Annotated in this window: 9 protein-coding genes; 8 read left to right on the top strand and 1 reads right to left on the bottom strand. The window is 63.1% G+C overall.

Translation table 11 applies throughout. The features are described 5' to 3' along the window. The first annotated feature begins 2 nt into the window (after positions 1–2). The 8 genes from ABIB51_RS07845 to ABIB51_RS07810 all read left to right on the top strand — a co-directional run bounded on the left by ABIB51_RS07845 (position 3) and on the right by ABIB51_RS07810 (position 15,145). On the top strand, positions 3–1,265 hold the full coding sequence (locus ABIB51_RS07845; RefSeq protein WP_354187155.1) for a glycosyltransferase family 4 protein: 1,263 nt from the start codon (positions 3–5) through the stop codon (positions 1,263–1,265). Beyond that, entirely contained in the window at positions 1,262–3,013 is a 1,752-nt protein-coding gene (locus tag ABIB51_RS07840) for a glycosyltransferase family 4 protein (protein ID WP_354187153.1), read from the top strand. Before ABIB51_RS07845 ends, ABIB51_RS07840 begins: the two co-directional genes overlap by 4 nt. Next, positions 3,013–3,900: an ABC transporter permease gene (locus tag ABIB51_RS07835; protein WP_354187151.1), complete on the top strand. Its 888-nt coding sequence runs from the start codon at positions 3,013–3,015 to the stop codon at positions 3,898–3,900. The genes ABIB51_RS07840 and ABIB51_RS07835 overlap by 1 nt, the downstream gene beginning before the upstream one ends. After that, complete coding sequence (locus tag ABIB51_RS07830) at positions 3,887–4,771, top strand: ABC transporter ATP-binding protein (RefSeq protein WP_354187149.1); 885 nt, start codon at positions 3,887–3,889, stop codon at positions 4,769–4,771. The genes ABIB51_RS07835 and ABIB51_RS07830 overlap by 14 nt, the downstream gene beginning before the upstream one ends. After that, positions 4,771–6,678: a glycosyltransferase family protein gene (locus tag ABIB51_RS07825; RefSeq protein ID WP_354187147.1), complete on the top strand. Its 1,908-nt coding sequence runs from the start codon at positions 4,771–4,773 to the stop codon at positions 6,676–6,678. Before ABIB51_RS07830 ends, ABIB51_RS07825 begins: the two co-directional genes overlap by 1 nt. Continuing rightward, a complete protein-coding gene (gene wecC / locus ABIB51_RS07820) occupies positions 6,659–7,939 on the top strand; it encodes a UDP-N-acetyl-D-mannosamine dehydrogenase (protein ID WP_354187145.1) in 1,281 nt (426 codons plus the stop codon). Before ABIB51_RS07825 ends, wecC begins: the two co-directional genes overlap by 20 nt. Before the next feature lie 188 nt (positions 7,940–8,127). Next, positions 8,128–11,190 carry a bifunctional glycosyltransferase/CDP-glycerol:glycerophosphate glycerophosphotransferase gene (locus ABIB51_RS07815; protein ID WP_502916092.1) on the top strand — a complete coding sequence of 1,021 codons (3,063 nt, stop codon included), beginning with the start codon at positions 8,128–8,130 and terminating at the stop codon, positions 11,188–11,190. A 94-nt stretch (positions 11,191–11,284) separates the two neighbouring features. Beyond that, positions 11,285–15,145, top strand: coding sequence for a CDP-glycerol glycerophosphotransferase family protein (locus ABIB51_RS07810; RefSeq protein WP_354187141.1), 3,861 nt, complete (start codon positions 11,285–11,287; stop codon positions 15,143–15,145). A 45-nt stretch (positions 15,146–15,190) separates the two neighbouring features. Here ABIB51_RS07810 and ABIB51_RS07805 read toward each other — a convergent pair whose 3' ends face one another. After that, entirely contained in the window at positions 15,191–15,319 is a 129-nt protein-coding gene (locus ABIB51_RS07805; RefSeq protein ID WP_354187503.1) for a galactose oxidase-like domain-containing protein, read from the bottom strand. Between the last annotated feature and the right edge of the window lie 19 nt (positions 15,320–15,338).

Below are 15,338 nucleotides of genomic sequence, written 5' to 3'. Positions count from 1 at the left end.
GAATGCGATATGACGCCGGGAGTGAAGCTGCCCGCACAGGAACTGGCACTGCCCCGGTACGGATCACGCTGCTGACCCACTCGTACTGGCCGGAGCAGAGCCCGCCCCAGCGCCGTTGGACCGCCATGGTCAAGGAATTCACCCGCTCCGGCTGGGCGGTCGACGTCGTCACGCCCGTCGCCCACTATCCGTTCGGCCGCCGGGCGTTGCCGCGGAAGATGGCCGGCCGGCCCTTCCGGCTGCAGAAAGGGCAATTTACCGAGAAGATTCTCCGGGTGCCCTATCTCCGGCACGGCAACTCGCGCGCCGCGCGCCTCGTGGACCAGTGCTACTCGGCAGCGTTCTCGATCCCGGCTGGCATGCTTCTCCGGAAGCCCGACGTCGTGATTGTCACCGCGCCGGGCCTGCCGTCACTCGCGGCCGGCTATGCCCTGGCCCGGCTGCGCAAAGTGCCGCTGATCGTGGAAATGCGCGACGCGTGGCCGGACCTCGCCCGCGATGCGCGCCTGGTGCAGGGCAGCGTGAAGAGCGTCGTTGAGCACGTTGTGGACTTCGTCCAGCACCGAGCGGACCTCGTAGTCACCGTTACCGAGGGATTCGCCGATACTCTCCGGTCCCGCGGCATCCGCAACGTGGCAACCGTCAGTAACGGACTCACCCTGGACGCCATCCCGGTGCTTGGCGCCCCTGAACTGGAACGACCCGTCTTCGAAGCCCTCTACCTGGGCAACCACGGAGAGAGCCAGAGGCTGGATGTCGCCATCCGTGCCAGCGCGCTGGTGGGCGACTCGATGCACTTGCACATGGTGGGCCACGGGACCCAGCGCCCGGCACTGGAAAAGCTCGCCCGCGAATTGAAGGCCCCGGTGACCTTCCACGCGCCGCTTCACGGCGACGCCATGATGGAGCGCTACGCATCCGCCGATACCTGCCTCGTTTCCCTGCGCGATGACTGGAAATCCTTCGAAACCACCGTCCCGTCCAAGACCTACGAGGTCCTGGCCCTGGGCCGCCACGTTACCGCCATGGTGCGCGGCGAGGCGGCCCGAATCGTCGCCGACGCAGAAGCCGGGGACATCGTGGCCAGCGACCCGGAGGCGGTCGCAGCCCTGTGGCGCGGGCTTGCCGCCGACCGCGGACGGCTCGTCCGCAACGGTGACAGCCGGCAGTGGGTCAAGACCCACGCTGAATACGAACAGCTTTCCGTCCGCTACATGCAACTCATCTCTGACCTCCTGGGCAAGGCATCCGTAACCACGCGATGATCCAGGTTCTAAAAAATGCCCGGCTCGCCGCACACACCGCGGGACAACACCTCACGGACGATCCCATGGTGCTGTTCCTCCAGGTGTCCCGGCGGCTTCCGTCCGCTGTTGTCCGTCCGCTGGCCCGCCTCACGTGCGCGGCGGCACCGAAGTCTTCAGCGGCGGTCCCAGTGCTGCTCGCGTCGCTCCTTTGCGGTGACGACGACGACGTCTCCCGCCGCCTCCGGCTCGCCGTAGACCGTCAGGTCACGGGCGAGAAGGCCCGGAAGCTCGCCGACATCGCGCTCGTCGCCAACCGGCTGGAGCTAGCGGACCTGCTGTTATCCGGCGCAGCCCAGGCGCCAGGTCTCGAATCAGCTTTGGCCCGCAGGCTCTGGCACGACGGGAACCTCAGTGGCGCCGTCGCCGTCCTGAACGGCTCCCGCCCGGCGGGTAGGCGGCAGAAGGCGCGGCTTGCCGGCGAAGCGGCCGTCTACGCCGGCACGGCACCTTCGCTGCCCCGGCAGGAGTTCACGCCGGCGCCCGGCAGGGTCCTGCATTTGCTGACCAATTCCCTGCCCCACACCGCCAGCGGTTACGCCCAGCGGTCCCACTCCATCATGGTGGCCCAGCAGGAAGCAGGCTGGGAGGTGCTGGCCGTCACCCGGCTGGCGTATCCGGTGCAGGTGGGCAAGCTCCTGGCCCAGGCGGCCGACGTCGTTGACGGCATCCGCTATCAGCGCCTCCTCCCGTCACGGCTGGCAACAACCATGGATGCGCGCCTGCAGCAGCAGGCCGACGAACTGTTGAACGTGGCGCTGGAATTCCGGCCGAGCGTACTCCACACCACCACACACTTCGTCAACGGACTGGTGGTCCGGGCGGTGGCCGAAGCCTTGGGGATTCCCTGGGTCTATGAGGTCCGCGGCCAGCTGGCCGACACCTGGGCAGCCACGCGCGGGCCCCAGTCCCGGGACAGTGAAAAGTACCGGCAGTTCCAGGAACGGGAAACCGATGTCATGCGGACTGCCGACCTGGTGGTGACGCTTGGACATGCCATGAAAGCCAACATCGTGGCGGTAGGCATCCCGGCGGCGAAGGTCATGATCGCCCCGAATGCCGTGGGCGGAGCTTTCCTGGAGCCGCCGCTGGATACTGCCGCTGCACGCCGGGCGCTGGGCCTGCCGGAGGACGGACTCTACATCGGAACCGTCAGCAGCCTGGTCGGGTATGAAGGCCTGGATGACCTTGTGCGCGCCTTCGCTCTGCTGGCGCCGGACTTTCCGCAGCTGCGCCTGCTGATTGTTGGTGACGGAGTGGCCGGCCCCGCCCTGCAGGAGCAGGTCCGTACCCTCGGACTGTCCGGGAGGGCAATTTTCACGGGCCGGGTACCGCGGGATCTGGCACCGCTTTATCATCAGGCCCTGGACGTTTTTGTGGTTCCCCGCAAGGATCTGGACGTGACCCGTGCGGTCACTCCGCTCAAGCCGGTGGAGGCCCTGGCGAGTGCCCGGCCGGTGGTTGGCAGTGACTTACCCGCCCTTCGGGAGATAATAGACGACGGCGGCAACGGGCTGCTGGCCCCTGCCGCGTCACCGGGTGAACTGGCACGCACGATTTCTGCGCTGCTCTCTGACGGGAGCCGCCGGGCATCGATGGGGCTCGCCGGCCGGGCCGCAGTGCTGGCCGAGAGGACCTGGGCTGCCAACGCCAAGGCCCTGGCCACACGATACGCTGGGCTGCACCATGAACATGAGGAGAACGAGTAGTGTCCGCAGATAGTGCAATAGACCCGGAGCAGGTGGCCGTACAGCCGCTCTCCGTGGATATGCGGCGGCTGACACGTGTCGGTTCGCGGCCAAGTTTCCTGGACTACCTTGTTCAGCTCTGGGACTTCCGGCAGTTTATTTTTTACGATGCCCGGGCCCGCGTTCAAAGCGGTACCCGCCGCGACCGCCTCGGCAGCGCCTGGCTGCTCCTGAACCCGATCTTCAACGGGTTGACCTATTACCTGATCTTCGGGCTGCTGCTGAACACCAGCCGTGGCGTCGAGAACTTCGTGGGATACCTCGTCGTGGGAATCTTCGTGTTCCAGTTCAGCTCCGGGGCCATCACATCCGGCGCACGGTCCATCCGGAACAACAAGTCCGTGGTGCAGGCGTTCAACTTCCCGCGAGCCGCGCTCCCCATCGGGGCCAATGTGAGGGAACTGCTGGCCGCCGTGCCGCTCGTATTGGCAATGCTCCTGATCGTGGTGGTGCTGCCGCCCGCCGAGGAAATCACCTGGCTCTGGATACTGGTGATCCCGGCCATCGTGTTGCAGTCACTTTTCAACCTCGGAGTGGGGCTCATCCTGGCCCGCATCATCTCCCGTGTCCACGACGTCACCCACCTGCTGCCCTTCGTCCTGCGGGCCTGGATGTACGGCTCCGCCATCTTCTACACCTACGACCGCTTCGTGACGCATCCCGAGGTGCTGGCGGCCATCAAGCTCAACCCCCTGTTCAACGTGATCGACATCGTGCGGGACTGCGTGCTTTACGCGCGGGTTCCGCAATGGCAGTCGTGGGCAATCCTTGCCGCCTGGGCGCTGGGGGCGCTGGCCATTGGCCTGGTGTACTTCTGGAAAGGGGAGGAATCCTATGGACGCGGATGATCAGGAACTATTCATCGAAGGACATCCCTGTGTTGTGGTGGACGGCGTTGAGATGCGCTACCGCGTCGCCTCCAGCGCTGCCGCGGCGGCTGACGAATCGAGCCGGCCGCGCTTCCTGCGCCGGGCCGTCAGCAAGCCGAACATGGTGACCGTGCAGGCCCTGAACAAGCTCTCCCTCGTCGTTGAACGCGGTGAATCGGTGGGGATCATCGGCAGGAACGGTTCCGGTAAGAGCACGCTGATGAAGATCATCTGCGGCCAGTCAAAGCCTTCCATGGGAGCCGTGTACGCTTCCAGCACGCCGATCATGCTGGGCGTCAACGCCGCCCTGGTCCAGGACCTTTCGGGGGACCAGAATGTGATCCTCGGGTGCCTCGCCATGGGAATGAGCCGTGCCCAGGTGGACGAGAAGTTCGACAGCATCGTGGAGCTGTCCGGTCTTGAGAAGTCGATCCACCTGCCGATGAAGTCCTACTCCTCGGGTATGGCTTCGCGTCTCCGCTTTGCCATCGCAGCGAGCGTCGACCCCGAGATCCTCCTCGTGGACGAGGCCCTCAACACCGGTGACGCGCAGTTCGCGGATCGCAGCAAGCTGCGGATGGATGAACTTCGCGAACAGGCAGGCTGCGTCTTCCTGGTCAGCCACAGCCTGGAAACCATCAAGGACATGTGCACCCGGGTGATTTGGCTGGACAAGGGTGACCTCATCATGGACGGGGACGCGGATGTGGCCATCAAGGCCTATCAGGAATTCACCCGCCACCTCTCCAAGGGCAACAACATTTCCGCCACCAAGATTCTCGACGACGCTAAAGCGAATCTCGTGGCCACCGAAGTCCGCGGGCGGTCCTCGCGCCGGAGCCGAGGCTGATGCCGGCCCTGCAGGATCTACGCACCGGTTTGTGGCACCTCAGGCGCGGCGGCCCCGCCCAGTTCAAGTCCTGGCGTTCCCGCCAGCGGATCGAACAAGGCTTCGCCGCACCCCGTAACGTGCAGGGCGTGGAAGCGGCGTGGACTGGCCGCGGGCGCAAGCGGCGGCTGTCGCTGGTTCCGGCGGACCTGCCGTCGCAGCAGCCGGCGAGGCCGGATGTCCGCGCCGCGGTGATCCTGGACGACTTTTCTGCGCTTGCCTTCGGCTACGAGTGGGCCACCAACCCCGTCCACCCGCACACCTGGCGCAGCGACCTGGCCGCCGGCGACATCGATCTCCTGTTCGTCGAGTCGGCATGGGCCGGAAACGGCGGGCTGTGGCGCGGCAAACTGGCCGGACCCAACGGCCCAAGCGACGAGTTCCGCGAGCTGGTCCAGTGGTGCCGGGAGCAGGCAATCCCCACGGTTTTCTGGAACAAAGAAGACCCGCCGCACTATGACGACTTCCTGCCCTCCGCCCGGCTCTTTGACCAGGTCTTCACGTCCGATGCCGGCCGGATCGCGCAATACACGGCGGATCTCGGCCACGAGCGCGTCGCGGTGCTTCCGTTCGCAGCCCAGCCGGCGATCCACAACCCGGTGCGGCCTGGCCATGGCCGGCACAAACGGGACGTTGCCTTTGCGGGGATGTATTTTGCCCACAAGTATCCCGAGCGCCGGGCCCAGATGGACTTCCTCCTCGGGGGCGCGCTGGACGCGTCCGCCCGGATGGGGACGGGGCTGGAAATCTTCTCCCGCCAGCTAGGCGGCAACGCCGAGTACCAGTTCCCCGCGCCGCTGGACTCACGGGTAGTCGGATCGTTGACCTACGCCCAGACGCTTTCCGCCTACAAGGCTTACAAGGTCTTCCTCAACGTCAACTCCGTTGTTGACTCGCCCAGCATGTGTGCCAGGCGCATCTTCGAGATCTCGGCCTCCGGGACACCGGTGGTGACTGCGCCCAGCCAGGCCATGGGACAGTTCTTCACCCAGGCTGCGGTGCCTGTGGCCACCACCCGCACGGAAGCCGAACACCTGACCCGGGCGCTGGTTTCCAACCCGGAACTCAACGACCGCACGGCCCACTTGGCCCAACGCGCCATCTGGGCGGCCCACACCTACGCACACCGCGCGGACACAGTGCTGCAGCACGCACTGCCGGGCAGTGGTACAGGCGTCCAAAGGGCCTCCGTCTCGGTGCTGCTGCCGACCATCCGGCCGCAAAACCTGGAGAGCGTCTTCCGCACCATCGCCGGACAGCGCGGAGTGGAACAGGAACTGGTGCTGCTCACGCACGGCTTCCGGCTCTCCCAGGAACGCCTCACTGAACTCTCCAACACGTTCGGGCTGCACAACGTGGTGCTCCTCGAAGCATCGAAGGACGTCTCGCTGGGGGAGTGCCTGAACAGGTGCGTTGCTGCCGCCAGCGGGGAAGTCCTGGCGAAAATGGACGACGACGACCACTATGGACCGAACTACCTCAGCGACCAGCTGCATGCCTTGTCTTACTCAGGTGCCGACGTCGTGGGCAAACAGGCCCACTACATGCATCTTGAGACCTCCAACGCCGCAATCCTGCGGTTCGCGGGCAGGGAGCACCGGTTCACCGACTTCGTGATGGGGCCAACCATCATGGCCCGCAGGGACGTCTTTATCGACCATCCGTTCCAGCACGTAACAGTGGGCGAGGACACAGGATTTCTCCGCGCAGCCCATGCCGCCGGTAAGATCGTCTACTCGGCGGACCGCTTCAACTACTTTCAGGTCCGTACCGGTGATGGACACACCTGGCAGGTCGAGGACGCTGAGCTCCTCGCATCCGGGGACCTCAAATTCTATGGAAAGCTAAATGATCATGTTGACATCTAGGACTGCGGAGACCGAAGCCCCGATCAAGACGGTCGCCGTCGTCGGTCTCGGCTACATCGGACTGCCCACGGCGGCCGTTCTGGCCACCAACGGTCTCGAGGTGATCGGCGTCGACGTCAATCCGGACACTGTGGCCGCCATCAACAACGGCGACGTGCCCTTTGTGGAACCCGACCTGGGCGTACACGTCGCGGGCGCGGTCAGCCAAGGCCGGCTGCGGGCCCAGCTCGAAACACCCTGCGCGGATGCCTACATTGTGGCCGTGCCGACGCCGTTCAAGGCGGACAAGTCCGCGGACATGTCCTACATCGCCGCTGCTGCCCGGGCCATCGCCCCGAAGCTGAGCGGCGGTGAGCTGGTGATCCTCGAGTCGACGTCGCCGCCCGGGAGCACGCGCCGGCTGGCCGAGCTGATCCTCGGGCTGCGCCCGGACCTCAGCCTCGACGGCCAGGACGGCAAGCCCGTGCTGCTTGTTGCACATTGCCCCGAGAGGGTGCTGCCGGGCCGGATCATGATCGAACTCGTCACCAACGACCGGGTGGTAGGCGGCCTCACGCCCGAGGCCGCCGAGGCCGCGTCCGCACTCTACGGCGTGTTTTGCCAGGGCGAAATCCACCTCACGGACGCGGCCACGGCAGAGATGTCCAAGCTGGTCGAGAACGCCTACCGTGACGTCAACATCGCGTTTGCTAACGAGCTCTCTGTCATCAGTGACAACCTGGACATCGACGTCTGGGAACTCATCCGCCTCGCCAACCACCATCCCCGGGTCAACATCCTCCAGCCCGGCCCGGGCGTCGGCGGCCACTGCATCGCCGTGGATCCGTGGTTCATCGTGGCTGCCGACCCCGAGAACTCCGCCTTGATCCGGACCGCCCGTGAAGTCAACGACGGAAAGCCCGGCTACATCGTGGACCAGGTCCGGAAGGCCGTCCGCGACATTGACCGTCCTGTGATTGCCTGCCTGGGCCTGGCATTCAAGGCCAACATCGACGACGTCCGCGAGTCGCCGGCGCTGGAGATCGTCCGCCGCGTCGCCGTGCTGGAGCCGGAGACCGAGATCCTCGTCGCGGCGCCGCACAAGAACCGGCTCCCGCAGGAACTCGCCGCACTTCCCAACGTCCGTCTCGTGGAGACAGACACGGCGATCGCGGCCGCCCACGTGGTGGTGCTGCTGGTCGACCACGACAAGTTCCGTGAGATCGAGCCCGCCAGCCTCGAGGGAAAGAGGATCATCGATACCCGGGGGTTCTGGCGCTGAGCTATGAAGACACGCAACGGACGGCAATGAAATCCACCGGCATGGGAGGGTCACCCCGGTTCGGGCTGACCCCCCGGCTGCGACGCATGACGTCCCGTCTTAGCGGGGCCATGCATCCGGCTGACAAGTCGCGGCTTCATCGCCTGGTCCGGGGCCGTCACAAGCAGCTGGGGCGGCTGACCGTAATAGTGCCCGTATTCAATGTCGAGCCCTATCTGGCCGACTGCCTGGCAAGCATCGTCGCCCAAAGCTATCCGTACCTGGAGATCATCGTGATCGACGACGGATCCACGGATGGCTCACGGGCCATAGCCGAGAATTTCGCCCGCCGCGACCGAAGGATCCACGTGCTCGGCGTAGCCCACGGCGGTAACGGCCGCGCGCGGAACGCGGGCCTTGAAAAGGCCACGGGCAAGTTCATCACCTTTGCGGATTCCGATGACGTGGTGGCACCACACGCCTACGGGGCCATGATCACGAAGCTGCATGAGACGTCGTCCCAGTTCGTTGTGGGCTCCTCCGACCGGCTGCTGGGGCGGAAGCGGTCAAGGGTGAAGATGATGGACAGGCTTCACGCCATCCCGCGGGACTCGATCAGCCTGGCTGATTACCCCGACATCATGTCCGACGTCTTCTTGTGGAACAAGATGTTCCGCAAGGACTTTTGGGACTCGGCCATGGGCTCCATTCCCGAGGATGTCCTCTACGAGGATCAGGAAACTACGGCCAGGGCGTATGCGCGGGCCCGGGCGTTCGACATTATTCCGGACACTGTCTACCACTGGCGGATCCGTCAGGATGGATCCTCCATCACGCAGAACAAGCACTCCCTTCGGGACCTGGAAGACCGGTTGTGCGTTGTGGATTCCGTCAGTCAACTGCTGGTGGCCGAAGGCGGACCGGATGCCCTCCTGGTCTGGTTCACAAGAGTCCTGGGATCGGACCTCGTTCCCTACTTCGAACAGGTGCCGTACGCCGGGGATGACTACTGGGACACTCTTCACACCGGCCTGGCAAAAATCCTCTCCTCTGTGCGGAGCCTGGGCGGCGAACTTTCGGCGACTGTGCTGGGGAACATCGGGCCGCACGAGCAGATCCTGTGCAGCCTGGCGGCACAAGGAGCGCGCGGTGACCTCGAAGACGTGCTCATCTATCGGGCCGAAAACGGCACCGGGTTTGAATCCCAAATCCGCAATAACCGGTTTTTTGCGCGGCTCGAATATCTGGACTCGCTGGCCACGCGCTTCCCGGACGACCTGCTGGAATTCCCCTCCGCAGCTTTGGCACCGGATTCGCACGTGCGGAGCGCCGGGTGGTCACAGGATGGCTCCCTGACGTTGGCCGGACATTTCTACTTGCCCGGACTCGATTCCGCGGCCTACCCCGGTGGGATCAGCGTCCTTGTCAAGGACGAAGCGGGCATGCTCCGGGACCTGGAGGTCAACCGCGTCCAGGATCCGCACCTGGACATGCTCGGCAACGATCCGCACGCCAGCCACGCCGGGTCGGGATTCACGTGCCGCATCGGCGCCGACTTCCTCGGCGACGTCCCCACCGCACCGATCCAGGTTCGCATCAGACTGGCTGTAGGCCAGGAAGTCTTTGAGCGCCGGCACGTGGTGAGTCCTCCGCTCCGGGACGCCATCGGCGCCGGGAACGGCTCCGCACCCCTGCATCCCGTGGCCACCGACGTCACCTTCGACATGGAGCGGGACGAGTTCAGCGTATGCGTACGGGTCCCGCGCGCCATGGCGCCGGCGCTTGCGACTCTTGACGTCGCCATGGTGACTGCCCGGAATACTGTGCGTCCGACGTCGGTCGAGGAGCTCCGTCCGGACGGCCGGGTATTTACTTTTCCCCTCAAACAGACCACGTGGGGCAGGGAAACCGCTGCGCCGATCCCCGGCGCCTACACGCTGCGTTACGCGAGCGGCGGAAACGGCCTGAACCAGTCGTCGATGCCCGTCATGACCGATGATCGATGGACGGGTCTGCTGCCCCTGGAACACGGGTATCCACACGCCACGGTCCGGATTTTTCAGGCCTCGTCCGGAGCCTGCGCCGTGGGAATCGCGCCGCCGCTGCAACCGGCGGAGCGCGGGAAGTACAACCAACGCCTGCTGCGCGCTGAGTACGCCGCGACCACAGGCGCCCGCGCACTCACTGAAACCGTCCTCTTCGAGAGCTTTGCTGGCAAGAGCTGCACCGACAGTCCGCGCGCCATCTCGGATGCGCTGCATGCCACGTCAGCCGATGTGCCCATCTACTGGTCCATCAACGACTTCTCCGTGGAGTATCCCGAATACGCGGTCCCGGTCCTCCGGGGCTCGCGCGAGTGGTTCGACAGGCTGAAGACCTCCAGGACAGTTGTCAACAACAACAATTTCCCGTCCTTCTTCAGGAAATCCGAGGGACAGCGTTACGTTCAGACATGGCATGGAACGCCGCTGAAAAAGCTGGCCCGGCACGCGCCCACCCGGTATCTCTCGGCATCCTATCGACGGCTCATGGAACGGGAAGCCCGGATGTGGGACGTCATGCTGGCCCAAAACGGGTTTGCCTCGGAAGTCCTGCCCGAAGCTTTTGGTTACAACGGCGATGTTCTGACGCTCGGCTATCCCCGCAACGACGCCCTGGCGGCGCCTGACCGGGAAAGCCGGGCCCAACAGATACGGCTGGATTTGGGTATTACCCCGGAGAAAATCGTGGTCCTGTACGCCCCCACGTGGCGCGATAGTGCCAAAGACGGTTCTGAGCGCCATACCTTGGTGACTCATTTGGATTTCGCCAGGGCACGGAGGTCCCTCGGCTCGAATTATGTGTTCCTTATCCGTGGGCACCACAACGTTGCCGGCGGCTCGTCCACCCAAGTTGGATCGAACCTGATCGACGTTTCTATGTATCCGGAGATCAACGATCTGATCCTGGCCTCGGACTTGCTCGTGACAGACTACTCGTCGATTTCCTTCGACTATTGCGTCACCGGCAAACCAATGTACTTCCTGGTTCCTGACCTGGACCAGTACCGGGATGAGATACGCGGCTTTTACCTGGACTGGGAAGCAACAGCTCCCGGACCATTGTGCTCGGATACGGACCAGCTCTGTGAAGCCATCGGGTCGGGCAGGCAAGTTGATGACGCTGCCTACCGTCGCTTCCAGGCGACGTATGCGGCCTTGGATGACGGCGGAGCTGCCGACAGGGTAGTCGGCAAAATTTGGCCCGCTGAAAGTGTGAGCAGCCAGTGGTGAATCGTGGGCACGCCTAGTTGGCAACGTAAACTTTAGAGATGGACGGGGCCGGCAGCGTGTCTGCCCGGCGGTTCTTTTAACATGGAGGAAATTGATGATTGGTTGGCAATTCGGCTACTGGGGCGGTCGCGAGCTCGAGAAACGCGGCAACTGGAAATCAGCTGCCTCCGTCTATCAGAAGCTCTGGGACCAGGGGGAATCTGCCAACGCCAGGGTCGCTTACAAACTCGGTCATGCTTACTTCAGGCTGGACAACCTTGACCTTGCCCGGCAGTATATCTCCAGTGCCGTTGGGCTGGATCCAAAAAACGCCGCCTGGCATTACCGCCTCGGCTTCATCCAGGAACGCCAGAAATTGTGGGCAGAGGCGCTGCACTCTTACACTTCGGCTACCCGTCTGGACCCCCAGCAGGCCGAATGGTTCTACCGGAAAGCCCAGTGCGAACAGTCACTGGGCGAAAAGGTTGCGGCGCAGGAGTCGCTGCGCTCAGCTATTCATCTCGACCCGAAGAGCGCCAAGTTCCACAAGGCATTGGGAAAACTGCTGGGCCAAGGCGCAGCCCGCTGGCAGGAGATCGAAGCGCTGGAGGATGGCCTGGCGCTCCACCAGCAGGACGCGGAGTGGCTGATCAAGCTTGCCCGGTCCTACTTTGAAATGGAACGCTTCTCAGAGGCCGCGAAACTCTACGAGCGAGCACTGCTGCTGCGTCCCAAGGATGCAGGCTTGCTGTTCGCTGCCGGCCTGGCTCACGCCGGTAATGGCGGTCCCGCCGCTGCCCATCCATGGTTCGCCCGCGCAGTGGATGCTGACCGTGAGTTGGACGCAGCCCGATATGGCCACGGCGTCTTTTTCGAGGCCCAGAAGGACTGGAACAGTGCGGCTGGGGCGTATCTGGAACAACTCAAGCGCGTGCCCTTGGATGCAGAACTGCATTATCGACACGGATTTGCATGCGACCGGGCCTACATGTGGTCCGAAGCAGTCTCTTCATATAAAGCTGCTGTCGCCCTGAATCCTGGCGATGCCTATTGGCACTATCGGCTGGGTTTCGCACAGGAGCGGCTGCAGAATATGCAGGCAGCGGCAGATTCGTATGAAGCTGCCATTCAAGTCAGCGAAACCCGGAAACCATACTGGCTGTTCCGGTCGGCCTATGTCCTCCAGGAGATGGGTCGCTTCGAGGAAGCCAGTGAAGCGTACATCGCGGCGGCGAACCTGACCACGCTTGAACGAGATTTCGGCAATTCGGCTGGGGCCCAGACGACAGATGTGCAAGACCGGCTTATTGGCTTGGTGAGGCAGCTCGCCGGATCCATAAAGAACAAACTGGACGCAAATTCCTTTTATCACGTCGGACAGGACGCCGAAAAGCTGGGGGACTGGCTGGCAGCAGCAGAGCTCTACAAGCAGGCCGTGCAGCGGAGTAATGACCACCGACCCGCGTGGTACAACCGGCTCGGGCACGCGCTCGCGAAATCCGGCCAGGCGGAGAAGGCCTGCGACGCCTTCCGCATGAGCCGCGTTTTCGCGCGACCGTATGGCGTGAGTGAACAGGGTTATTCCAAGGACTCTGCCGTAAAGACTGTCATTGAATATGTCGAGTACTACGAGACTCTGCCCATCGTGAAGAATACTGTTCTCTACGAAAGCAACTTGGCCGCCTCTATCGACTGCAACCCGTTGTCCATTTATGAAAAAATTGTCGATGATCCGCAATATTCGGATTACACGCATATCTGGACGGTTGCAGACGGGGATGTCTCGCTGCCGGCGAGCCTCCTTGAACGCGAAAACGTTCGCATCGTGGCGAAACAGTCTGATTTATATCTGCGCTACCTTGCCACGGCCGAGTACCTCATCAACAACTCAACGTTCCCGTCCTACTTCATCCGCAAGGACGGCCAGTCCTATCTGAACACCTGGCACGGGACACCCCTGAAGAAGATGGGGACAGACGTCGAGGGTGCCGCCCTCGAGCACGCCAACGTCACCCGCAACCTGCTGCAGGCCACCCATGTCCTCAGCTCGAACGAGCACACGACGGATGTGCTTACCCGCGCATTCGGTGTTGATCACATCTTCAGCGGTCGGGTTGCGCTTACCGGCTATCCCCGCATTGACAAGACGGTTCGATCTTCCGCTGCCGGCCGCGATGAGGTGTTCCGCCAGCTTGGGATAGATCCCGAGGATCACAAGCCAGTTGTCTTGTACGCCCCCACTTGGCGGGGAAGCATGAACGCCAAGGTCCTTGACGCGGAGGCCATGGCTCACGACATCGAAGCTCTGGCTGCATCAAAGGACTTCCACTTGGTGGTGCGTGCCCACCACTACACCGAGGACCTCCTTGTCGGGAGTGACCAGTCAATCGCCGTCGTGCCGCGGACGCTCACAACGAATGATTTGTTGTCCGTGGTTGACGTACTGATTACCGACTACTCGAGCGTCGTTTTCGACTACATGTCCACTGGACGCCCAGTGGTGTTCTATGTCCCCGACCTCGACGAATATGCGGCGGAACGGGGACTCTACTTTGATATGGGCAGCCTCCCAGGTGCGGTATGCGGCACCGTCGAAGAGGTCCTGGCTGGCGTGCGGAACGGACTTGCTTCCGACCAGGTCCATCCCTCGTATGCGGCGAACCAGGAACGCTTCACGCCGGCCGAGGACGGAAACGCTGCAGCGAGGGCAGTTGCTTTCTTCTTCGAGGGCGACACCAGCCGCGAGGTATTGCTGCCGAAGAAGGAAAGCTCCCTACTTTTCAGGCACGGCATGAACCCAAATGGCATGACGGCTTCCTTGCTCAACCTGCTTCAGGCACTGAATCCGGAACGCCATGCCTTGACGCTGCTCATTGATGCGGCGGGGGTCTCAAACGATCCCCAACGGCAGGCAGCTTTCAAATCGCTTCCCGGTAATGTCCGCACGGTTGGTCGGGTGGGTCGCCACGTCGCCTCCGTGGAGGAGCGCTGGATAATTTCAACCTTCAACAGGTTGAATAGCTTTGCAACAGAAGAGCAAAAGCAGCTCTATTTTCAGGCGTACAGCCGAGAATTCCGTCGGCTTTTCGGCAAGTCTGCCTTCGATGCCCTAGTGGAATTTGACGGTTACTCACCCTTTATGGCTTCGATCTTGCTCGGCGGCCGCGATGACACGAACAAGAGTGAGATCTTTCTGCACAACGACATGCTGGCCGAGTCCAGTTCCAAGTATCCGTACTTGCGTGAAATGTTTGCGCTTTATCGCGAGTTTGACGGAGTGGTTTCCGTTTCGAAGGCGCTCAGCGACGTCAACGCCGCAAAATTGTCGGACAGCTTCGGTATCCCGAACGAGAAATTTGGCTATACGCCCAACGTCGTGATCCCGGATCGCATTCTCGCCCGGGCCGCCGAGCCTGTGGACCCCGCCTTGGCTGGTTGGATGTCGGGCCCCGGCAAGGTCTTCACGATAAGTGCGCGCCTCTCCCCGGAGAAGGACCACGCCAAGCTACTGCGGGCGTTCAAGCAAATAGTCGACGAGTCACCGGACACGCGACTCATCATGATCGGTGACGGGGTACTTGCAGGGGAGTTGCGGAGGTTGTCCAGCGAGCTTGGTCTGGAGGGCTCCGTCCTATTTGCCGGAATGCAGGACAATCCATTCGCGATCTTGCGAAGGAGCGACTGTTTCATCCTCTCGTCCAACCATGAGGGCCAGCCAATGGTCCTGCTGGAAGCCATGGTTCTTGGCATGCCCATTGTTGCGACAGACATTGACGGCTCCAGGGGAGTCCTCGCAGGTCCGGACGGAGAACACGGATTGCTCGTGCCGAACTCGGTAGCAGGCCTTGTTGGTGGCATGCGCGCGTATCTGGCCGGCAATGTCCAACCGGCCCAGTTTGATGCAGATCAGTATGTGGCTGGCGCCATAGCCAAGTTCGAGAGTCTCGTTGGAGCGGACGTTGCACTGACCCGATGACTGGATGGCCCCCAGAGGGACTCCAAGTGATAGCTCAACCGGGGGTCAACTGATCTTAATCGTCGAGGCGACGCTGGGAACCCCGTTGGCGTCCATGGCGAAGAGCAGATAGGTGCCCGGCACCAGCACGCCGCGGTCCGCCGGCAACTTCAGCGAGGAGGTGTTGCCGCTCACCGAAGCGGTGACCGGGATC

The organism is Arthrobacter sp. UYCu712, assembly GCF_040547005.1.
Classification (GTDB): Bacteria; Actinomycetota; Actinomycetes; order Actinomycetales; family Micrococcaceae; genus Arthrobacter.
Note: the sequence above shows the minus strand (reverse complement) of the source record. Positions and strands in the feature narration are given on the sequence as shown.